Origin of the sequence: Brevundimonas sp. NPDC007368 (genome assembly GCF_042869015.1) — a bacterium.
Taxonomy (GTDB): Bacteria; Pseudomonadota; Alphaproteobacteria; order Caulobacterales; family Caulobacteraceae; genus Brevundimonas.
This window is the reverse complement of record NZ_JBIAFA010000001.1, coordinates 411,561-431,024: the sequence shown is the minus strand read 5'-3', so window position 1 is coordinate 431,024 and position 19,464 is coordinate 411,561. Positions and strand designations below refer to the sequence as shown.

Here is a 19,464-nt window from a genome sequence, read left to right as displayed (position 1 = left end):
GCGACGGCCTACATGCCGGCGATGCGGGCGGCGATCTCGCGCATGAAGCCGCCCAGCAGCGCCCCCATCAGCGGCAGGAACAGCAGCAGCGAAACGAAGATGGCGATGATCTTGGGCGCATAGATCAGGGTCTGCTCCTGAATCTGCGTCAGGGCCTGAAACAGACCGATGACCACGCCGACCACCAGGCCGACGACGAGCACGGGGGCGCACAGCTGGATCGTCAGCCAGATGGCGTCACGGCCAATATCCAGAACTTCCGCGCCGCTCATCACCACTCCCGGGAACTGGGCAGAAAATGCCGACAGGATGGTTAACAGGCCGTTTAGGAAACCCGATCGGCACGCCCGTACGTACAGTTCGTTTTGGGCCGATGGCGATCTGACGGCTGGATTGATCGCCGCACCCGGCTATATGGACACGCTATGACCGACCACGCGCACAAACCCTCCGTCTCGCAGGCCGAAGCCGAAGCCGCCGTCCGCACCCTGATCCAGTGGGCGGGCGACAATCCCGACCGTGAGGGCCTGCTGGAAACGCCCAAGCGGGTGGCCAAGTCCTATCGCGAGCTGTTTCAGGGCTATGAGGTCGAACCGCGCGAATATCTGGAAAAGACCTTCGAGGAGGTCGGCGGCTACGACGAACTGGTCGTGCTGAAGAACATCCGCTTCGTCAGCTTCTGCGAACACCACATGCTGCCGGTCGTCGGCGTGGCCCACGTCGGCTACCTGCCCACGGACCGCGTTGTCGGCATCTCCAAGCTGGCGCGCGTGGTGCGCGGCTTCGCGCGGCGCCTGCAGATCCAGGAAAAGATGACCTCGGACATCGCCAACGCCATCCAGGACGTCCTGCGCCCGCACGGCGTCGGCGTGGTCATCGAGGCCGAGCATAGCTGCATGACCATGCGCGGCGTGGACGTGCCCGGCGCCAGCCTGTCCACCAGCTGCCTGCTGGGCACCGTCCGCGAAGACCCCCGGACGCGCGAGGAGTTCCTGCGCCTCGTCCGGGGCTGATCGGATCTAGCTGCGAATAAAGGCCAGCAGGTCGGCGTTGATGACGTCGGCGTGGGTGGTGCACATGCCGTGCGGCAGGCCGGGATGGATCTTCAGCGTCCCGTTCTTCAGCAGGGGCGCCGACAGCCGGGCCGAATCGTCGATCGGCACGATTTGATCGTCGTCGCCGTGCAGGACCAGGGTCGGCACGGTGATGGCCTTCAGATCCTCGGTGAAGTCGGTCTCCGAAAAGGCCTTGATGCAGTCGTAGTGAGCCTTGGCCCCGCCCTGCATCCCCTGACGCCACCAGTTGTCGATGACGCCTTGCGACACCTGCGCGCCGTCGCGGTTGAAGCCGTAGAAGGGACCGGAAGGCACGTCCCGATAGAACTGGGCCCGGTTGGCCGCCAGGGCGGCGCGGAAACCGTCGAAGACCTCCAGCGGCAGGCCGCCGGGATTGGCCTCGGTCTTCAGCATCAGGGGCGGCACGGCGCCGATCAGCACCGCCTTGACCACGCGGCCGTCCGGCTCGCCGTGGCGGGCGACATACCGCGCGACCTCTCCCCCGCCGGTCGAGTGGCCGATGTGGACGGCGTCGCGCAGGTCCAGATGCTTGGCCAGCGCCGCCACGTCGGCGGCGTAGGTGTTCATCTCATTACCGTTGTCGGTCTGGGTCGAACGCCCATGACCGCGCCGGTCATGAGCGATGACGCGATAGCCCTGCCCCAGGAAGAACAGCATCTGGGCGTCCCAGTCGTCCGCGCTCAGCGGCCAGCCGTGATGGAAGACGAGCGGCTGCCCGGCTCCCCAGTCCTTGTAGAAGATCTCGGTCCCGTCGTCGGTCGTGATGAAAGGCATGGTTCAGCATCCTGTGGCCATGGGCCCGCGGGCCCGTAGGGAGGGAGCACGCACGCGCCTGCGCCACGGATGAAGGCCGGGCGACAGGTCAGGAACTGGGAACTGAAGGGGCCGGGAAGGTCGCCCCACGACGGACCCTAGCACGCCCCGGGCTTCGTCGCGCCCGGCCCGCCGATCACGAATCCGCGCGGCCCCTTTCTTGCGAGTCCCGCCGTCGAAGGAGGCCTCGTCATGGGCTGGACCGCGTTTTCGTCTCATAATGAGCCGCCGCCGATCATGCGCGGCGGGTGGCTGGACGCGCTGCGCTTCATCGTGGCGTCGCTGATCATCCTGCATCACTTCCAGGCATCCGCGCCCCACGCCCTGGCCGAGGCCGTGCACCCGGTGTTCGAGCGGGGCGGCTTCCTGCTGACCAACTTCTTCCTGATCGACAGCGGCTATGTGCTGATGCGCGTCTATGGGGCGGCGGTCGGCGGCGGGCGGATGTCCAGGACCGACTTCTTCCTCAAACGGTCGCTGCGGGTGTTTCCGGCCCATCTGATCATGCTGGCCCTGCTGGTGGCCATGGTGCTGCTGGGCACGGCCATCGGCATGCCGCCGACCCATCCCGAGTGGTTCGCCTGGGACCAGTTGCCGGCGCAGGTGGCGCTGGTGCAGTCGTTCGGCGTGCATGGCGGTCTGGGCTGGAACGCGCCCAGCTGGTCGATCTCGGCCCTGCTGGGCTGCTACCTGGCCTTCCCCTGGGTGCTGCGCGGGCTGACGCGGGTCGGGCCGTGGATGGCCCTGGGACTGGTGGTGATCGGCTATCTGGCGGCCAACGAGCTGTGCTGGGCCATCCTGAAGTACCCCGTCTATCAGATGCCGCTGGCCTTCGGCATCTGGCGCGCCCTGCCCCTGTTCGTGCTGGGCATGGGGCTGGCCTGGTTCGCGCAGGGCGTCTGGATCAACCCGCGTCTGGCCGGATGGGCCCTGCTGCTGGCCTCCGTGGCGCTCGCTGTCGTGCAGTATTTCGACAAGCACGCCCTGATCTCGCTGACCCTCATCTCCATCATCATCCTGGCGGCGGGCGCCGTGCCGGTGACCAGGCCGTCGAAGCTGGTGGAGCAGGCGGCGGTCGTCTCCTTCGCCATGTTCATCTCGAACGAGGTGGTCCGCATCGGCTGGTTCGGTCTGGCCGAGGCCACGGCGAACAGGCTGAACCTGGGCGAGGCCGCGCGCTGGGCCCTGTGGGTCATGGGCGTCGGCGCGGCCTTCGCCTTCGCCTTCCTGTTCCACTACGGCCTCGACAACCCGATCCAGAAACGCATCCGCGCCTGGCTGAAGAAGCGCGGACACGCCCGCGCGTTGATCAAGGAGCCGGTGATCTCGCTGGAGGGGTGATTTGATCCTCCCTTGTCGCGAAGCGACGGGGGAGGGGGACCGCCGAAGGCGGTGGAGGGGGCGAGCGTCGCGCGCCGCCGTCTAATCTTTCAGCATCGGTCCTGCCTCCGCCCCCTCCACCATGCTGCGCATGGTCCCCTCCCCCGCTTCGCAGGGGAGGATCGCCAGTTTCACCCCGTTGAGCCGACCAGATGCAGGATGTTGCCGTCGGGGTCCTTGAACCAGGCCAGACGCAGCGAACCGCAGACATGGATGTCGCCCTGGCGTCCCATGTCGTCATAGTGTTCGAAGGTCACGCCCCTGGTCTTCAGCCCCTCGACGATGTCGTCCAGCTCGACGCCGACGTCCCAGCTGACGGCGTTGGCCTGATTGGTGCCGGCGAAGTCGGACTTGTAGACGGTCAGCCAGGTCGAGCCGGTGCGATAGCCCAGCATCCCCTCGTTCGAGGTGTCGGCCAGATTCAGCTCCAGCACGTCGGAATAGAAGGTCTTGGCGCGATCCAGATCCTTCACCGCCACAATGGCCGAGGAGTTCTTGTTCTTGAGCATGAGGTCTCTCCGTGATGCGAAGAGAACCGGTGAGGGCGCAGTTCGATCCGCCCCCATCTGTCGTCATCCCGGACGGCGCGTAGCGACGATCCGGGACCCAGAGGTTTCAGCGAGAACTGGCGAGGATTGCAGATGCACAACCGCCTGGATCCCGGGTTCCGCTGCGCGGCCCCGGGATGACGGAAGCAGGAGCCGTCAGATCGGCATCCGCATGATTTCCTGATAGGCCGAGATGACCTGATCGCGCACCGCCATGACGGTTTCCAGCGAGGCTTCGGCGGAGGAGACGGCGGTGACGACGTCGATCAGGCTGCCCTGGCCCTGGACCATCTGGGCCATCTGGGTTTCGGCGCCGCGCGTCTGTTGCGCCGTCTGGGTCATGACGTTCTGCAGCAGTTCCGAGAAGCCCGGTCCCTGGGCCGCCGAGGCGGCGCTGGGCGGCGTCGCGGTCGGCATGGCCCCGCCCTGGACGGCTGCATAGGCCTTGGCCGCCATCATGGGGTTCATGGCCTAGCCCTTACTTCTTGATGATGTCGAGGGTGCGGGACTCCATGTTCCGCGCCGTCTCGATGACGTTCAGGTTGGCTTCGTAGGCGCGCTGCGCCTCGCGCATGTCCATGGCCTCGACCAGGGTGTCGACATTGGGCCGCTGGACGTAGCCCTCGGCGTTCGCAGCCGGGTGCGAGGGGTCGTATTCCATGCGGAAGGGGCTCTGGTCCGGGCGGACCTCGGCCAGGACCACGCCGGTGGCGCCGTCGACCTTGCGGGCCTGGAAGACCGGGGTCTGGCGGCGATAGGGCTCGCCGCCCGCGACCGTGGCCGTGGACTGGGCGTTGGCGATGTTCTCGGCGATGATGCGCATGCGCGACTGCTGCGCCTTCAGGGCGCCGGCGGCGACGCCCATGGCGGTGTTGCGCGGGGTGACGGGGCGGCCGTTGACGGGATCAGGCATGGTTCAGTCTCCCTCAGACGCCGGGCTTCTTGGCGGCCATGCGGATCATCTGCATGGACTTCTGGTAGAAGCCGATGGCCGCGTCATAGGCCATGCGGCTCTCGGCCATCTTGAGCATCTGCTCCTCGACCACGACCGAGTTGCCGTCCAGCGTGGTCTCCGAATCCGGCGCGTTCAGCGACTCGAAGCGGGCGGTCTGCCCCGCCGACGAGATGTGACGGGCGTTGGTGGCGACCATCTTCAGCCCGCCGCCGGTTCGCATCGCCTCGGCGAAGTCGGTCGGCGCCTTCAGGTCGCGGGCCATGAAGCCAGGGGTGTCGGAGTTGGCGACGTTCTGGGCGATCACGCGCTGACGATCGTCGAGCCATCCGAGACGGCCCTTGATCTGGTTCAGCAGCGGAATGTCGGTGACGGACACGAAGGACCCTCGAACGATGGACCGGCAGAATTTGCCGCCTGCATGGTTAATATTCCGTGTTTCTAAACGCGGCGTTAACCACGAGCCGCGAAACGTGCGGGCGAAGCGGCGCGCATACGGGCGCTGTTGGGGCCTCGAATCCGCATGAATTTCCTCGACCTGTTCCGGGCGGTGTTCGGCCTGGCGATCACGCTGGGCCTGATCGGTCTGGCCGCCTGGGCGGCGCGTCGCTATGCGCCCCAGGTGCTGGCCAGGCTGCAGGCCGAACGCGGCGCGCGCCGGTTGCAGGTGATCGAGACCCTGGTGCTGGACCCGGCCCGACGTCTGGTCCTGGTGCGGGTGGACGCCGAGGAGCGGCTGATCCTGCTGGGCGAAGGGCGCGAACTGATCGAACCGCGCGGTCAGGGAGAAGTGAAATGAGCCGTCGTAACGCCTCTCCCTCCCCTTCATGGGGAGGGTGGCTGACGCGCAGCGTCAGACGGGTGGGGGCGCTTTCGCAAATCAAGCGCCGCACTCGTATCGCCAAGCCCTCCCCACCCGGTCGCTCCGCGACCACCCTCCCCATGAAGGGGAGGGAGAGTGTTTTCGCCCTGCCCTCACGCGCCGAGCTGAAGCGCGCCGCCCTGCTGTCGCTGGTCACCACCGCCCTGTGCCTGGTCTGGCCCCTTGGGGCTCTGGCGCAGGAAGCCGCCCAGGCGGCCCAGAGCGGATCGGCCATCAACATCGACCTGGGCACGGGCGCGGGCCTGACCCAGCGGGTGGTGCAGCTGGTCGGGCTGATGACCGTCCTGTCGCTGGCCCCGTCCATTGTCATCATGACTACCAGCTTCGTGCGCATCATCGTGGTGCTGAGCCTGCTGCGCACGGCGCTCGGCATGCAGCAGTCGCCGCCCAACGCCGTCCTGGTCTCCCTGGCCCTGTTCCTGAGCGCCATCGTCATGGCCCCGACCTGGCAGGACGCCTATGATTCGGGCATCCGGCCGCTGATGGATCAGCAGATGGAGCTGCCCCAGGCCTTCGATGCGGCCTCCGAACCGGTGAAAACCTTCATGCTGGCCCAGGTGGGTCGCGACGACCTGGCCCTGTTCACACGGCTGTCGAAAATCGAGCCCCCGCGCGACGTGCAGGAACTGCCCCTGCGGGTGGTCACCCCGGCCTTCATGATCAGCGAGTTGAAGAAGGCCTTCGAGATCGGATTTCTTCTTTTCGTTCCGTTCCTTGTGATCGATCTGGTGGTCGCCAGCGTGCTCATGTCCATGGGTATGATGATGCTGCCGCCGGTGGTCATTTCCCTGCCGTTCAAGCTGATCTTCTTCGTCCTGGTGGACGGCTGGCGGCTGGTCGCGGGCAGCCTCGTGGAGAGCTTCCAGAGAGCGACCGGCGGGGGATAAGTCCCCAGTCTCAGGGGCTTTGAGCGTCATGCGGGCTTGCCAAGCTGCGCCAAACGCGTGTTGATCCTCCGGTCTTCGCCCGGGAATCGGGCGACCACCTTTGGGAAAACCCTTATGACCACTCAAGCCGAACTGATCGCCGCCGTCGCCAAGGACGCAGGTGTTTCGCAGGCCGACGCCGGCCGCGTCCTCGACGCGATCGTCAAGAACATCCACAAGAGCCTGGTTTCGGGTTCGGACGTCCGCATCTCGAACCTGGGCGTCTTCGACACCGCCGAGCGCGCCGAGCGCGAAGGCCGCAACCCGGCCACCGGCGCGACCATCAAGATCGCCGCCTCGAAGGCCGTGCGCTTCCGCGTGTCGAAGCCGCTGAAGGACGCCGTCAACGGCTAAGCCTTCGGACCCGCACGGGTCCACGGCGCTCTGACCCGGCTCACGCATCGCGGACAGCTGGTATGAGCGCCAATCCCCTCAAGCAGTTTCGCACCGCGTGCGAGACGCTAGGGGCCTAAAATGTCAGGCGGCTCCGGCCGCCTGGGGACGGGCGGGGGTCGCAGGGCGGTCTCCGCCCGTTTTCTGTCTGAACTCGGCCTTGGTGGCCGCGATCCAGCCGGCATAGGTGTCGGCCCCGGCGCTGAGGGTGGCGAAGTCCTGCGGACGACCCGAACCGTCGGCTCCGTCCAGACCGGCCAGGGCGATGCGGATGCCGCCCGGCGAACGGGCCTTGTCGGCGAAGCCCGAATAGTTGGCCGACAGGCGGTTCAGCGCCCCTGCGTCGCGCGCCAGCGAATAGCCGACCCCGGCGCGGATCAGCCGGTTCTCCTCGTCCGCCGTCAGCGGGATCAGGGCGTCGCGATAGCGATTGCCCAGTTGCTGCTCATAGATGGCGGCGGCCGGGCCCCACTGCTGCTGCTTCCAGAAGATCTCGGCGCGTACGTCGCGGGCGGCGGGCGAGGCGTCCTTGGCCAGGACTTCCAGCGCGTGATCGTAGCGGCCCAGCTCCATCAGGGCGCGGGCCTCCAGCGCACGGCGCTCGCTGTTCATGGCAGTCGGCAGAAGGGTGGTGCGCGAGCTCCAGAGGGCCTGCAGGGCCTCCTCCGGCTGGCGGTTCATCAGATAGACCATGGCCAGGTTGGTCGAGACCTGGGCCTTAGCCACGCCGTCCAGGCGGTTGTCGGCCTGATACTTAAGCAGCTCGGCCGCCTGATCCAGCAGGTCGACGTCGATCAGGCGCCGGGCCAGACGCCGCACCATCTCGTCGCCGTCGGCGCCGACCGGGGTCAGTTCGCGGAAGTCGAAGAAGAGGGCGAGCGCCTGCACCGGCTGCAGCCCGTCGGCGGCGCCGTCGAGGAAGAGGGCGCGGAAGGCGTTGTCCAGATCGGACTGCAGCTTGTCGCCGCCGGGCAGGACCACGATCTTGCGGCCTGCCGCCTTCAGCGTGGTCAGGGCCTCGCGATAGCGGCCCTGCGACAGGTAGAGTTCGCCCAGGCTGCGGATCACCGCCAGTTCGGTGCCGTCGCCGCGCCAGCGCCATTTCAGGGCCTCCAGCTGGGCGGCGGCCTGATCGGGCTTCAGCGTCCCCTTGGCCATCTCCAGACGCACCACGCCGAGGCGGGCGGGGGTCGAGATGCCGTCCAGCGGGGCGCGGGCGACGGCCTTGTAGAGGGCCAGCGCCTGGGCCGGCTTCTGTTCCAGCTCGAACAGCCGGGCCTGCACCAGACGGGCGGTCAGCTGATCGGGCGCAGAGATGCCCGGCTGGCTGAAGACATAGGCCAGAAGCTCGCGCGCGGCGTCCAGATCGCCGGTCTCGACGGCGGCCAGGGCATGGGCCGTGCCGAAGCGGGCGCGCCATTCGGGGGTGAAGTTGTCGACCACGCCCGCGCCGGCGGCGAAGGCCTGACGCGCCGTGGTCCAGTCGCTGCGCTGGGCGGCGATATAGCCCTGCCAGACGCGGGTCGAGGGATCGCCGGCCAGAGCCCCGGACGAGAAGTCGGCCTCGGCCTCGGCGTAGCGGCCGATGGCCGCGCGGGCGGCGCCGCGCAGGCCGCGCACCTCGGCCACGCCCTGCATGGCCGGGGTCTGCTTGACCAGGGCGTTCAGCACGCCGATCGCCTCATAGCCCAGCCCCTGCCCCACCAGGAAACGGGCGTAGGCCAGACGGCCCTCGATCGGAGCGCGGGGGTCCTCGGCGGCGCGGCCGCTTTCCAGCTCGGCGGCGACCTGCAGCGCACGATGACGGTCGTTGAAGCTGTCGCTTCCCAGATCGGCCCAGTCGGCAATGATCAGGGCCGGACGGACGGCGGCGCGCGGGGCATGGGCCTCAGCGGCGGCCGCTTCCAGCCCCACGGTCGGCGGGGACAGGCGCAGGCCGCGTGGCCGCGACAGGGTGACGATGTCGCCCTCGGCCTTGACCGTCAGATCGTCGGTCGGGGTCTCGACCGCCAGGCCGTGGGCGGTGGGCAGCAGGGCCAGGTCGACGGTGCGCCGTCCGGTCCTCAGCCCCTTGCCGGGGGCCAGGGCGGTGACGGCGGCGAAGCGGTCGCCGACCATGGGATCGGTCAGCCAGACGGTCCTGGTGGCCCCGGCCATGCGCGCGGTCAGGGCGGTCTGGACGCTGTCGTCGCGACCGATGTCGATCCCGCTGGCGGCGGTGATCGGCCCGCCCAGGGTGATGGTCCAGGCGGCGCCGTCGGCGCGGGCGGACACCCCCTGCCCCTCGGCGACGGGAATGCGGATGGCGGTGAAGTCCGGCCCGGCGGCCCAGCGCGCCTTGGCCGCATCGCCGGCCTTGGCGGCGGCGGGCATGTTCATGCGGGCGGCGGCGTCGAACACCACCCAGACCGCGTCGCCGCGGCGGAAGACGGCGGCCCCGACCGGCGCGGCCCAGGCGAAGGTCAGTCGGGTCGTCTCGTCCTTGACCTCGGCGGTGACGGGCACGGCGCCGCCGGCGGGCACGACCGAGGGCTTGGTCCCTTCCGGCGCCGCGCCGGGGGCGTAGAGGTTGATCCAGACCGCGCCGTCGGCGGCGCCGGAGCGGACGCCCGCCCCCTCGGCCAGGGTCAGAACCAGCTCGGTCGCGCCCTGGACCGAGCGGGTCTCGACCTTCTCGACCCCCTTGGGAGGATCGACGCGCAGGCGGCTGACGTCGGGGGCCGCGGTCGTGCCGATGCGGATGACGACGGCGCGGCCGTCCTGGCGCACCCGGGCGCGGGAACCCACTGCCCCCGCGAATTCGACCTTGGTGAAGCCGGCGTTGGCGCCGACGCGGATCTCGACCGGATCGCCCGAACGGGGCCCTGCGCCCTCGGCGTGCGGGGCCAGGGGCGCGAAGACGACGACGCCCGCCGCGGCGGCCGCCACGGTCGTCTTCAGAACGCGCTTGCTGGCGGTTGCCCCGGACATACGCGCGCACCCTCGCGCGAAGGGCTTTAATCGCGGTTAACGTCGGTTAAAGCCCCGCTGAAAAAACCTTGCCATGCGGGTAGGACAAATCACCCGCTTGCAGCGCCCGTACGAAAGGCCGACATCGACGGTATCGACGTTATCGTCACCGTATTTCGTCAGGTGTTGCCGTGTCCGACCCCGTCTATCCGCCCCTCAGCCCGCTGAAGACCGGCATCCGCTGCCGCTGCCCGCGCTGCGGCGAGGGTGCGCTGTTCCAGGGCTATCTGACCATCCGCAAGGAATGTTCGAACTGCGGTCTGGACTATGGGTTCGCCGACCCGGCGGACGGCCCGGCCTTCTTCGTCATGTCGGCGGTGGGGATCGTCGGCATGATCGGCTTCATGATCTTCGAGTTCAACGTCCACCCGCCGGTCTGGGTGCACTTCGTCGTCACCCTGCCGATCCTGGCCCTGATGTGCCTGGGCGTGCTGCGGCCGTTCAAGGGCTGGATGGTGGCCGAGCAGTATTTCCACAAGGCCGAGGAAGCGACCTTTGTCAGCGTCGGCAAGCACGGCCAGGGCTATGGCTGGCGCGGCCAGGCCGAACGCGCCGCCCGCGAGCAAGCGCGCAAGGCCGACTGAGCCCCTAGATCCCGAGTTCCGGCATCAGGCCGGCGACCACGCCCCTCATATTGGTCTCCTTGGGCGCCATGGCGCGCAGGAAGTTCAAGGTATTCGCCGCACTGTCGAAGAAGGCGAAGTTCGACTGGGTGAAGCGGCAATTGCTGAAGTTGGGCGCCAGACCGCCGCGGTAGACCAGCCGGGCGTTCTTGAACTCGCAGTTCACGAAGGTCACGCCGTCGATCTCGACTTCGCCGCTCAGAACCTGATCACGCGTCTGGGTCATACTGTCTCTCCAAGAAATGACGGCGCCAGACATAGGGCATTCCTCGTCCGGCGCCACCCGGCCTAGCGCACGACCCGCAGCGTCACGCCCAAGGTGCGCGGCGCGCCGAGAAAAGCACCGAGGGTGCCCGTCTGGAACGGGGCGCCGAAGGCCACCTGGCGGTAGTCCTGATCGAACAGGTTTTTGCCCCACAGTTCGACGCTCCAGGCCTCGTCCTTGGCCAGGGCCACGCGGCCGTCCACCAGCCAGAAGCCGGGCTGGCTCTTGGCCGGGTCCAGATCCGAGCCGGTGTTGTATTCCGAGGAATACTTGGCCGCGAGGGTGACGCGGCCCGTCAGACCCGCCCCCACCGGACGCTCATAGGTCCCGGCCAGCGAGCCGCTCCACAGCGGGGCGAAGTTCAGGCGGCGACCGGCCAGCAGCGGCAGACCGGCGATCGGGTCGTGGCCGTATTCCGTCTGGGCGTAGGTCAGCCCGCCCTGCAGCGACAGACCCTCGAGCGGCAGGAACATGACGTCCGCCTCGACGCCCTTGGCGCGCACCTGCGGGATGGAGCGCACCAAGAAGGTGGTGCCCAGGAAGGTGTTGAGCTGGAAGTCGTCATAGGTCTGGCGGAAGGCGGCGGCCGAAACCAGCAGGCGACGGTCCAGCATCACGCTCTTGACCCCGGCCTCCCAGGCGTCGGCGGTCTCGGCCCCGAAGGCGCGCGAGGTGTCGGGGACGCGGTTGGTCTGACCCCGGTCCAGGTTGAAGCCGCCGTTCTTGCGGCCGCGCGACCAGCCGGCGTAGAGGCGCAGGCCCTCGGTCGCCTGATATTCGGCGCGGGCCAGACCGGTCCAGGCCTCGTCCTTGACCGTTTCTGACGACCTCAGACCGTTGAAGGCCGGGTTCGACCAGGGCAGGCACAGAGTGCCGTTGACCACGCCCTTGGCCAGGGAGGCGGCGCAAGCTCGGCCGCCGTCGGTGTTCTCATAGGCCGCGCTCATATCCTTGGTTTCGTGGGTGCGGCGCAGGCCCCCGGTCAGGGTCAGGCGGTCGGTCACGGCCCAGGAGGCCTGGCCGAACAGGGCCGCGCTCTGCGTCGTCTGCCAGTAGCGGTCCATCTGGCCCTCGCCCTCGACGAAGCTCTGGCCGACGGGCAAGCCGGTCAGGGTCGAGACATGGTTGGGATCGCCCAGCGGGTTCGACACCGTCCGCGACAGCAGGCGGCTGACATAGGCCTCGTAGTCCGCGCCGTAGAGCAGGCTGTCGCGACGGGTCAGCTTCTCGTCCGACAGGAAGAGGCCCGCCGACCAGTCGAGCCGCCCGCTCTGGCCCGACAGGCGCACCTCCTGCGTCAAGGTGCGGAAGCGGTTGGACCAGCTGCCGTCGTCGGGACGATAGGCCAGGTCGGCCGAGGTGAAGTCCCAGTCCTGGCTGATGACGCCGCGCCAGTCGCGCACCGCCGTGGTGCTGTCCAGCCTGGCCCAGCCCAGGTCGGCGGTCAGGTGCAGGGCCAGGCCCTTGTCGCGGATGCGGGTGTTGGTGTCGCGGTTCGACCAGGCCGTGCGCGCCCAGGGATTGGGCGTCGCCGCCACCCCGCCATCGGGGGCGAAGGTCGCCAGCAGGGGCGCCGTGCCGCCGGTCACAAGCTGCACGCCGACGCAGCAGCGCTCGTCCCGCTCGGTCCAGTCGGCGGTCAGGCGGGCGGTCAGGTCGGGCGTGGCGCGCCACAGAAGCTGGCCGCGCACGGTGTCGTAGTGCTCGTTCTGATCGTCGGTTTCGGTGCGCGGGCCATCGCCGGTGCGCACGTCATAGAGACCGTCACGACGGCGCGCGGCCACGTACAGACGCCCGGCCAGAACCTCGTCCACGAGGGGGCCGGTCAGGGACGCCGAACCGCCTGCGGTCCCGTAGTCGCCGAAGGTGGCCTCGCCCGCCATGCGCGGGGTGAAGGACGGGGCGGCGGTGACGACGTTGATGACGCCCGCCGAGGCATTCTTGCCGAACAGGGTGGCCTGCGGGCCCTTCAGCACCTCGATGCGCTCGACCTCGCCGAGGTCGCCCAGGGCCACGCCGTTGCGCGGGCGATAGACGCCGTCGATCATGACGCCGACCGAGCTTTCCAGCCCGGGATTGTCGCCCACCGTGCCGACTCCGCGGATGCGGGCCGTGGTGAAGGTCTGGTTCGAGGTCGAGGCCACCACCAGGCCCGGCGTCAGGATCTGAAGGTCCTTGATGTCGCGCACGCCGACGTCGTTCAGCAAGGGCTGGGCCGTCACCGTCAGCGACAGGGGCGTCGACGCCAGCGCGGCCTCGCGCCGCTGGGCCGTCACCACGATGTCGGACACCTGGCTCGGGCCTTCCGGCGTCGTCTCAGCCAGGACCGGCGCGGCGAAAGCGAGCAGAGGCAGGGCGACGGACGCCAGCTGCGCGGCGCGGAATGGGGTCGTCATGGAGGTGAACCGCTTGGGGGCGCGACGGCGCGCGGCCGGATCGCGGACAGAGGCCGCGCTCTAGCAGTCGGGCCGGCCGGTTGAAAGCCTCGCCCCGCGTCAGCAGGAGATGACTTCTCAGGCTCGACCGGCCATCGGCCCGGAGGCGCAGGGCGCGAAGCTGACGTCCACGCGGCTTTGATGACGGCCCAAATCGTTGCGCACCGCGCCGCCGATGCCGCACAGGGCGGCCAGGTCGCCGTCCACGCCCGCCTCGTGCGCCGTGATCAGGTCCAGCAGACGTTCTGCCTCCGCCAGACAGGCCGGCTGCTGCTCCAGCAACCAGGCCTCCAGCCCTGCCAGCTCGACCGACGGCCCGCCGTCGCGCACCGCGCGCTCGATCGTCTTGCTACTCCATCGAAGCAGCAGAACGCGCGCGGCTTCCAGCGTCCATTCTCGCGCCATCACCCCGCTCCCGCGCGAAGCGACGGGCGTAGGACGCCTCCCAGACGCCGAAGAAGACGCACAGACTGTCGAGCGCCCAGACGGCCCAGTTCACGCTGATCACGGCCCATTCCAGCCGCTTCCAGGCGAAGAAGGGCGCCAGATAGGCGACGACCGCGATGAACTGGAACCCCGCCAGGGCGACAATCCACCAGCGCTCGCCGCGCTCGGCCAGAGCCCACAGCGTGAAGAACAGCAGGACGTCCAGAACGGCGACCCAGACCATCAGGCCCGGCGCGTTCAACAGTTGCAGCACGCTGGTCGCCGCGACCACGGCGACCAGAGCCAGGGTCGCAGCGCGATCCACCCATTCCCCGCGCCACAGGATCAGGCCCAGGCCGAGCAGGTTGGCGCTCAGCATGACGATGTGGAAGGGATGCACCGCTACGTATCAACCCGCGCATGGCCCGCGCCCGCCGATGGCGGATACGGCGCCCCGCGCGAAGCGCCTCTCGTTTCGAATCGGCATCGCCCGCGTGCCTCCTGAGTGAGCATCACCGCAGGCGCTGAACGGACTCGAGGACGGGGTTGGCGAGACTGGCGCCGACCGCGGCGATCAAAAGCCAGGCCAGAGACCAGCCCAGGATCAGCCACAGCAGGGAGCCCCCCAGCTTCCTGGGTCGGCGCCAACTGTCCAGCGCCACATACCGCTCATAGAGCGAACGCCGCGCCTTCCCGCCCCCAAGCGCCGTCGCAGACGCCGCAGAGACTGGCTCCATTGGCGCACACGGAGCGGCATCGGATAGCGGGTTTGATACCCATGAGTAGAGATCACTCAGGCGACGGGCCGCCTGCAGGCGGTCTGAAACCCCCAGCTTCTCGTAAGCGCGATGCAGGTGATTCTGGACCGTGCGCGGCGACAGGTTCAGCTGCTGCGCGATTTCCTTGTCGCCCAGCCTCTGCCCCGCCAACCGGACGATCTCCAGTTCACGCGGCGTCAATTTCGGGTTTGGAACATCGTTTGCCACAAGCAAGGGTTAGCCAGTCCGAGGGCGTGACGTCCAGATGGTAAAGCGCCACACGGCCTGCTCGATCGTCGCCCGCCGCTCTAGCCGCTCAGACTTCCGCTCGCGTCCAGGGTCGCGTCGGCGTTCTCAATGACGGTCAGATCGCGGGTTTCGACGCCGTACTCCGTCTTCAGGCTCGCCAGCCAGCCGAACAGGGCGGCCGAAGTCGCGCCCGAGGCGTCAAAGGCGATGCCGCCGGCTTCGTCCACCGTCAGGGCGACGGTCAGGCCCGCGGCTTCGGCCGCGCTGCGGGCCGCCTGCTCGACCTCGGCCAGCGGCATGGACGTCCCTGACTTGATCGGCGCCCGCGCCGCCAGCCCGGTCTCGATGCGGGTCAGGCCGGCCGTCGCCTCGACCCGGCGTTCCGCCGCCGCTTCGCGCCAAGCGAAGGCGGGCCGCACGACCGACAACCAGATCAGGACGGCGGCGATCAGCAGCCCCATGACCGCCAGCATCTTCTGCTCACGCGCCGAACGCCCGTCCCACCACAGGCCGACCGATTGGATCATCCGGTTCATCAGGCGCCTCCCACGCGGACTTCGCTGACGACCTTGCCCTGGTCGTCGACGGTGCTTTCATCGGTCAGCGACATTCCATGCCCGGCCATGGCCTGCTGCAGGGCGTCGAGGTCCTGATAGGCGGCGTAGGTGACGGTGGCGCGTACGCCGTTCTCGTCGGATGTGAGACTGTCCAGTTCGGCGCCCTCGACGCCCTCGACGGCGGCGAACAGGGCGGCGGCGGCGGCCGTCGCCCCGCCCGGGGGCGGGGCCGTGGTCAGGCGACGCGTCGCCTCGGCCACCGCGTCGGCGGTTGGAGCGATGTCCGGGAAGGCCCGGCGCGCGGCGGCCTCGGCGCGATGCGCGGCGTCGCGGGCGCGCCACTCGTCATGCCCGGCGGCGGCCAGGGTCAGGAGCAGCGGCGAAACGACCAGGGCCGCCGCCAGCGCCCCTGCCCGTTTCCACCCACGCCGGTCGGCCTCTACGCGACGCCCGGCGCCGGCCAGCAAGTTGATCGGCGGGTTGAGCGCGGCGGCGGCCAGCAGCCGCTCGATCTCGTCGGCGCGGCCAATCCGCTCCAGCGTGCGCCCGGCGGCCACGGCCTCGGCCAGATCGGGCTGGACGCTGAGCGCCAGTTCGCGCCCGCGCAGGGCCAGGTCGGCGCCGAAGACGGCGGCGCTCAAGGCCCCTTCCTCGGCCGGTTCGGGCAGGATCAGGCTGTCGGGGATCATGACGTCGGCCTTCAGGCCGAGACTCGATAGGTAGTCGCCCCAGGCCTGCAGCAGGCCGCGCCCGACCACGGCGGCCAGCCGTCGTTCCCCCGCCGCGACCGGCCCTAGCGCCGCGCTCAGCCGCTCGGCGGGCGCGGCCAGGTCGTCGCGCAGATGGTGCAAGGCCGCCGCCGCCACCTGAGCCGGACTGCCCGACGGCAGGTCCAGCCAGCGGATCAGGACGTCGGCGCCGGGCGCCACCGCCACGGTCCGCATCGGCTCGGGCGCCAAACCAGATTCGGGGCCGCCCAGCTCGACCACGCCGCGCGTCAGCACGTTTCCTTGCGCGTCCAGCGTCAGGCAGGACGCCGGCAGGGCCGCCGAGGGCGGGATCAGGATCAGTCGGATGCGGCTCATTCGTCCAGGGTCCAGCGTTGGATGACGGTGCGCGCGGGACCGGCTTGGGGCAGCTCGATCAGGGCGGTACGGACGGCACGGCTGCCGCCGAACTCCACGTCCACGCGCAGGTTGAAGAAACGGGTCAGGACCGTCAGCTGGTCCTGCGCCGGGATCGGCAGGGGCACCCCCGCCATCGGCCCCTGCATCAGGAAGGCGTTGGCGTCGCTCCAGCCGCTGGCGGGCCGGGCGGCGATGGCGGCGCGGGCCGAGGCCAGGCTGAGCTTGCCGTCCGCCAGCATGACCAGCAGCGGCGCCTGATCCGGCGTCAGGGTGTTGGGATTGATCGGCGACAGGGCCGTGGTCGGCAGGGCGCACAGATAGGGCCGCAGGGTCGCATAGGTCGCGGCGTCCACGCCCTTGACCGCGCGCAGTTCGCTGACCTCGGCCAGCAGGGTCCCGGCGGTGCGATAGGGCTGGCTTTGCCCGGCATAGGCGGCGTCCTCGCCCCCTTGGGCGCGCGGCGTCGCATCCGTGTCGATCCAGTCGGTCAGGGCGTCGGCGATCGCCCGCATCCGCCCCTCGGGCAGGTTCAACGCGCGGCCCAGGGCGACGAACTGCTGGATGCCCAGAGGCCGGGCGACGTAGACCTCCAGCTGGCCCTCGACCACGCTGTTCAGGTTGAAACAGGCCTGACCGTCGCGCAGCCGCGCGGTGATCGAACCGTCCTCGATGGGGAGGTTCAGCACCCGCCCGTTCCAGTTCGGCTGGATCGGCGTCTTCACCGGATCAAGGTCGCGCAGGCGGTTAATCTGGCGCCGCGCCAGGGCCTCGGCCCCCGCCGCATACCACTGGGCCTGAGCCTGGGTCTCGACGTTCATCGTACGGCGCACGGAAAAGCGGATGTCGTCCAGCACCAGCACCGCCACCGCCGCCATCACCGCCACCAGCAGCAGGACGGTCAGCAGAGCCATGCCTTCACGGTCTCGCAGACGCGCCCTCATCGCCCGCCCCCGACGACGAACAACTGACGCACCGGGCCATAGCCCTCCAGCGTCAGGTCCAGACGGACCGCGTCGGGCAGCGGCCGATCCGGCGACGGGATGAAGCGGTGCGTCTCGGCGCCGTCGCTGATGAAGGACAGGGTCGGGGCGCTGACGCCTTGATAGAGGACCTGCGGCGGTCCCGGCCGGGCGCCGTCCAGATAGGGATAGACCCTGCGTTCCAGCCGGTCCTCGACCAGCCGGTATTCGACCCGTTGCAGGGAGGCGCGCGGGCGGCCGTCGGGGTTGCTCCATCCGGCGCGGACCAGCACCAGCAGGGGATCGCCCGGCGCCTCGGCGGCGAGGATGGGCGAGGTCGCGGGCTGGCCGTTGGCGGCGCGGACGCGGCGCGGCGCGGCCTGACCCAGATCGGCGCGCAGGGTCGCGCGCAGGCGCTGCAGTTGCGCCGTGCGGTCAGTGGCCTCTTTCACCACGAAGCGGTTGTCGATGCTCTGGCTCAGCACCAGCACCCCCGCCGCCGCCAGCAGGGCGAAGATCAAAAGGGCGATCATCACCTCGATCAGGGTGAAGCCGGTTCGCCGCGTCATGACCCGGCCGCCCGGAACAGGACGCGCTCGGCCGCCTGTCCCTCGTCGTCGGAGACGCGGATGTCGATGCGCAGAATGTCGGGATCGTCGGTGGCCGTGACCGAGCGGGTCCAGCGCCAGTCGCGACCGGCCAGGGCTTCCGTCCCGTCGCTGTCGCCGGGTGCCGGGACGGGCTGCGCCGTCATGGCCTCGACCGCCAGGTTCTCGGCCACGATCCCGCCCAGCGTCCGCGTCTCGGCGCGGGCGGCCGAGCGGGTGTTCTCGCCGCCGAGGTTCAGCAGGGCCAGGGCCGCCAGGCTGAAGACCGCCAAGGCCACCAGCAGCTCGATCAGGGTGAAGCCGTCCCTTGCCTTCCCGCTCACCCAGGCGAAGGCCGGGGCCCAGATTGTATGGCGCAAAGGCTGGCCTTTACGGGCGCAGGGACAACCTCTCATCCGCGCGTTTTGGCATCTGGATCCCGGCCTTCGCCGGGATGAGCGGATAGGGCGGATCATTTCACCTTCACCTCGCCTGCCCCATCGACGGCGACGGTCACGGCGCGCGGGCCGCGCGACAGGGTCAGGCTGGCGGCGTCGGCGACGCCGGTCGGGTCGAAGACGACGCGCAGAGGCGCATCCGCCGACTGACCCTCGGGCCGCGCGACTGTGTCCTCGGCCCAATGCTCCTCGCCGAACGGGCCGTCGGTCAGGGGCGACCACTGGACGCCGTCGAAGCTGGAAAAGGCGTAGCCCATCGCCGTCGCCTCGACCGCCACGGCGCGGTTGGTCAGCAGGGCTTCTTCCCGCGCCCGCACCAGCCGCGCGGCGAACCGCTCGGCCTCGTCGCCGACAGGCGGACGCGGGTCCGGCACGGCCAGAACCACGGCCGAGGCGGCCAACCCCATGATGGCGACCACCATCAGCAGCTCCACAAGCGTAAAGCCATTTCTTTGGGCGCTATCGCAGCGCGCGCAGCGCGCTCCTGCTTGAGCGCGGTCGCGCCCCTCAGCTCTGCCAGTTGCCGATGTCCGCATCGCTCCCCTCGCCCCCTTCCTTGCCGTCGGCGCCGAAGGAGAAGACGTCGAACTGACCGCCGTGGGCGGACGGGCGGCGGTACTGGTAGGCGTTGCCCCAGGGGTCTTGCGGCAGACGGCGGATATAGCCGCCCTCGCGATAGCGTTCGGGGCGGGCCAGACCGGCGGGCGGCGCGGTCAGGGCCTGCAGGCCGCTCTGGGCGTCGGGGAAGACCAGGTTGTCGAGGCGGTAGGTCTCGATGGCCTGCTCCAGGGTCGAGATGTCGGCCCGCGCCTTGCCGACCATGGCCTTGTCCTGCGTCGGCAGGACGTTGATCGCCACCACCGTCGCCAGCAGGCCGATGATGACGATGACCACCATGAGTTCGACCAGCGTAAAGCCCTGCCGGGCTTGACGCCGAAGAGCGCTACCGCGACGCGCGCGGCGCGTCGCTGCTTGAGCGCAAAAAGGAATGCTGTCGAGGGAGGCGTGATGCGGCTGGATTTCGGTCATGGCGGGTTCCG

Annotated in this window: 25 protein-coding genes; 6 read left to right on the top strand and 19 right to left on the bottom strand. The window is 69.4% G+C overall.

The features are described from left to right. Positions 1-8 precede the first annotated feature (8 nt). Positions 9-275 carry a flagellar biosynthesis protein FliQ gene (fliQ, locus tag ACFYLW_RS02130; RefSeq protein WP_199183609.1) on the bottom strand — a complete coding sequence of 89 codons (267 nt, stop codon included), beginning with the start codon at positions 273-275 and terminating at the stop codon, positions 9-11. Between the two features lie 150 nt (positions 276-425). Between fliQ and folE the strand changes: the two genes are divergently transcribed. Continuing rightward, on the top strand, positions 426-1,013 hold the full coding sequence (gene folE, locus ACFYLW_RS02125; RefSeq protein ID WP_292084198.1) for a GTP cyclohydrolase I FolE: 588 nt from the start codon (positions 426-428) through the stop codon (positions 1,011-1,013). A gap of 6 nt (positions 1,014-1,019) precedes the next feature. Here folE and ACFYLW_RS02120 read toward each other — a convergent pair whose 3' ends face one another. Further along, on the bottom strand, positions 1,020-1,850 hold the full coding sequence (locus tag ACFYLW_RS02120) for an alpha/beta fold hydrolase (RefSeq protein WP_390182654.1): 831 nt from the start codon (positions 1,848-1,850) through the stop codon (positions 1,020-1,022). 231 nt (positions 1,851-2,081) lie between these two features. Here ACFYLW_RS02120 and ACFYLW_RS02115 point away from each other — a divergent pair, with 231 nt between their 5' ends. Further along, positions 2,082-3,230: an acyltransferase family protein gene (locus ACFYLW_RS02115; protein WP_390182653.1), complete on the top strand. Its 1,149-nt coding sequence runs from the start codon at positions 2,082-2,084 to the stop codon at positions 3,228-3,230. Between the two features lie 170 nt (positions 3,231-3,400). On the opposite strand, the gene ACFYLW_RS02110 is transcribed toward ACFYLW_RS02115, so the two are convergent. From ACFYLW_RS02110 to flgB, 4 genes are all read right to left on the bottom strand, one after another. Next, complete coding sequence (locus ACFYLW_RS02110; RefSeq protein ID WP_292084200.1) at positions 3,401-3,778, bottom strand: VOC family protein; 378 nt, start codon at positions 3,776-3,778, stop codon at positions 3,401-3,403. 195 nt (positions 3,779-3,973) lie between these two features. Next, complete coding sequence (gene fliE / locus ACFYLW_RS02105) at positions 3,974-4,285, bottom strand: flagellar hook-basal body complex protein FliE (protein WP_184265730.1); 312 nt, start codon at positions 4,283-4,285, stop codon at positions 3,974-3,976. 10 nt (positions 4,286-4,295) lie between these two features. Next, positions 4,296-4,730, bottom strand: a complete 435-nt coding sequence (gene flgC / locus ACFYLW_RS02100) for a flagellar basal body rod protein FlgC (protein ID WP_292084202.1) — start codon at positions 4,728-4,730, stop codon at positions 4,296-4,298. A gap of 13 nt (positions 4,731-4,743) precedes the next feature. Continuing rightward, positions 4,744-5,148: a flagellar basal body rod protein FlgB gene (gene flgB / locus ACFYLW_RS02095; RefSeq protein WP_390182652.1), complete on the bottom strand. Its 405-nt coding sequence runs from the start codon at positions 5,146-5,148 to the stop codon at positions 4,744-4,746. A gap of 144 nt (positions 5,149-5,292) precedes the next feature. Here flgB and ACFYLW_RS02090 point away from each other — a divergent pair, with 144 nt between their 5' ends. From ACFYLW_RS02090 to ACFYLW_RS02080, 3 genes are all read left to right on the top strand, one after another. Continuing rightward, positions 5,293-5,568: a flagellar biosynthetic protein FliO gene (locus ACFYLW_RS02090; RefSeq protein WP_390182651.1), complete on the top strand. Its 276-nt coding sequence runs from the start codon at positions 5,293-5,295 to the stop codon at positions 5,566-5,568. Between the two features lie 143 nt (positions 5,569-5,711). Then, positions 5,712-6,539: a flagellar type III secretion system pore protein FliP gene (gene fliP / locus ACFYLW_RS02085; protein ID WP_390182650.1), complete on the top strand. Its 828-nt coding sequence runs from the start codon at positions 5,712-5,714 to the stop codon at positions 6,537-6,539. 114 nt (positions 6,540-6,653) lie between these two features. Next, positions 6,654-6,932, top strand: coding sequence for an HU family DNA-binding protein (locus tag ACFYLW_RS02080; RefSeq protein WP_105564062.1), 279 nt, complete (start codon positions 6,654-6,656; stop codon positions 6,930-6,932). A gap of 123 nt (positions 6,933-7,055) precedes the next feature. On the opposite strand, the gene ACFYLW_RS02075 is transcribed toward ACFYLW_RS02080, so the two are convergent. Beyond that, the gene (locus ACFYLW_RS02075) at positions 7,056-9,941 is read right to left on the bottom strand and encodes a hypothetical protein (RefSeq protein WP_390182648.1); all 2,886 of its coding nucleotides are present in this window, start codon (positions 9,939-9,941) and stop codon (positions 7,056-7,058) included. Between the two features lie 170 nt (positions 9,942-10,111). Here ACFYLW_RS02075 and ACFYLW_RS02070 point away from each other — a divergent pair, with 170 nt between their 5' ends. Next, a complete protein-coding gene (locus ACFYLW_RS02070) occupies positions 10,112-10,564 on the top strand; it encodes a DUF983 domain-containing protein (RefSeq protein ID WP_292084209.1) in 453 nt (150 codons plus the stop codon). 4 nt (positions 10,565-10,568) lie between these two features. Here the strand turns inward: ACFYLW_RS02070 and ACFYLW_RS02065 are convergent, their stop codons facing one another. From ACFYLW_RS02065 to gspG, 12 genes are all read right to left on the bottom strand, one after another. Next, a complete protein-coding gene (locus ACFYLW_RS02065; RefSeq protein WP_292084210.1) occupies positions 10,569-10,829 on the bottom strand; it encodes a hypothetical protein in 261 nt (86 codons plus the stop codon). Between the two features lie 62 nt (positions 10,830-10,891). Then, on the bottom strand, positions 10,892-13,264 hold the full coding sequence (locus tag ACFYLW_RS02060) for a TonB-dependent receptor (protein ID WP_390182647.1): 2,373 nt from the start codon (positions 13,262-13,264) through the stop codon (positions 10,892-10,894). 117 nt (positions 13,265-13,381) lie between these two features. Then, positions 13,382-13,708 carry a hypothetical protein gene (locus ACFYLW_RS02055; RefSeq protein WP_292084212.1) on the bottom strand — a complete coding sequence of 109 codons (327 nt, stop codon included), beginning with the start codon at positions 13,706-13,708 and terminating at the stop codon, positions 13,382-13,384. Further along, on the bottom strand, positions 13,653-14,129 hold the full coding sequence (locus ACFYLW_RS02050; RefSeq protein ID WP_390182646.1) for a hypothetical protein: 477 nt from the start codon (positions 14,127-14,129) through the stop codon (positions 13,653-13,655). Before ACFYLW_RS02050 ends, ACFYLW_RS02055 begins: the two co-directional genes overlap by 56 nt. Before the next feature lie 112 nt (positions 14,130-14,241). Continuing rightward, positions 14,242-14,688, bottom strand: coding sequence for a helix-turn-helix transcriptional regulator (locus ACFYLW_RS02045; RefSeq protein WP_312065953.1), 447 nt, complete (start codon positions 14,686-14,688; stop codon positions 14,242-14,244). Positions 14,689-14,795: 107 nt separating this feature from the next. After that, positions 14,796-15,272 carry a type II secretion system protein GspM gene (gene gspM / locus ACFYLW_RS02040; RefSeq protein WP_390182645.1) on the bottom strand — a complete coding sequence of 159 codons (477 nt, stop codon included), beginning with the start codon at positions 15,270-15,272 and terminating at the stop codon, positions 14,796-14,798. Then, a complete protein-coding gene (gene gspL / locus ACFYLW_RS02035) occupies positions 15,272-16,378 on the bottom strand; it encodes a type II secretion system protein GspL (protein WP_390182644.1) in 1,107 nt (368 codons plus the stop codon). The genes gspM and gspL overlap by 1 nt, the downstream gene beginning before the upstream one ends. Next, a complete protein-coding gene (gene gspK, locus ACFYLW_RS02030; protein ID WP_390182643.1) occupies positions 16,375-17,331 on the bottom strand; it encodes a type II secretion system minor pseudopilin GspK in 957 nt (318 codons plus the stop codon). The genes gspL and gspK overlap by 4 nt, the downstream gene beginning before the upstream one ends. A gap of 26 nt (positions 17,332-17,357) precedes the next feature. Beyond that, a complete protein-coding gene (gene gspJ / locus ACFYLW_RS02025) occupies positions 17,358-17,948 on the bottom strand; it encodes a type II secretion system minor pseudopilin GspJ (RefSeq protein WP_390182641.1) in 591 nt (196 codons plus the stop codon). After that, on the bottom strand, positions 17,945-18,346 hold the full coding sequence (gene gspI / locus ACFYLW_RS02020; RefSeq protein ID WP_313102409.1) for a type II secretion system minor pseudopilin GspI: 402 nt from the start codon (positions 18,344-18,346) through the stop codon (positions 17,945-17,947). The genes gspJ and gspI overlap by 4 nt, the downstream gene beginning before the upstream one ends. A 92-nt stretch (positions 18,347-18,438) precedes the next feature. Continuing rightward, positions 18,439-18,846, bottom strand: coding sequence for a GspH/FimT family pseudopilin (locus ACFYLW_RS02015; RefSeq protein WP_390182639.1), 408 nt, complete (start codon positions 18,844-18,846; stop codon positions 18,439-18,441). An 85-nt stretch (positions 18,847-18,931) separates the two neighbouring features. Next, a complete protein-coding gene (gene gspG, locus ACFYLW_RS02010; protein ID WP_313102407.1) occupies positions 18,932-19,453 on the bottom strand; it encodes a type II secretion system major pseudopilin GspG in 522 nt (173 codons plus the stop codon). Positions 19,454-19,464 lie beyond the last annotated feature (11 nt).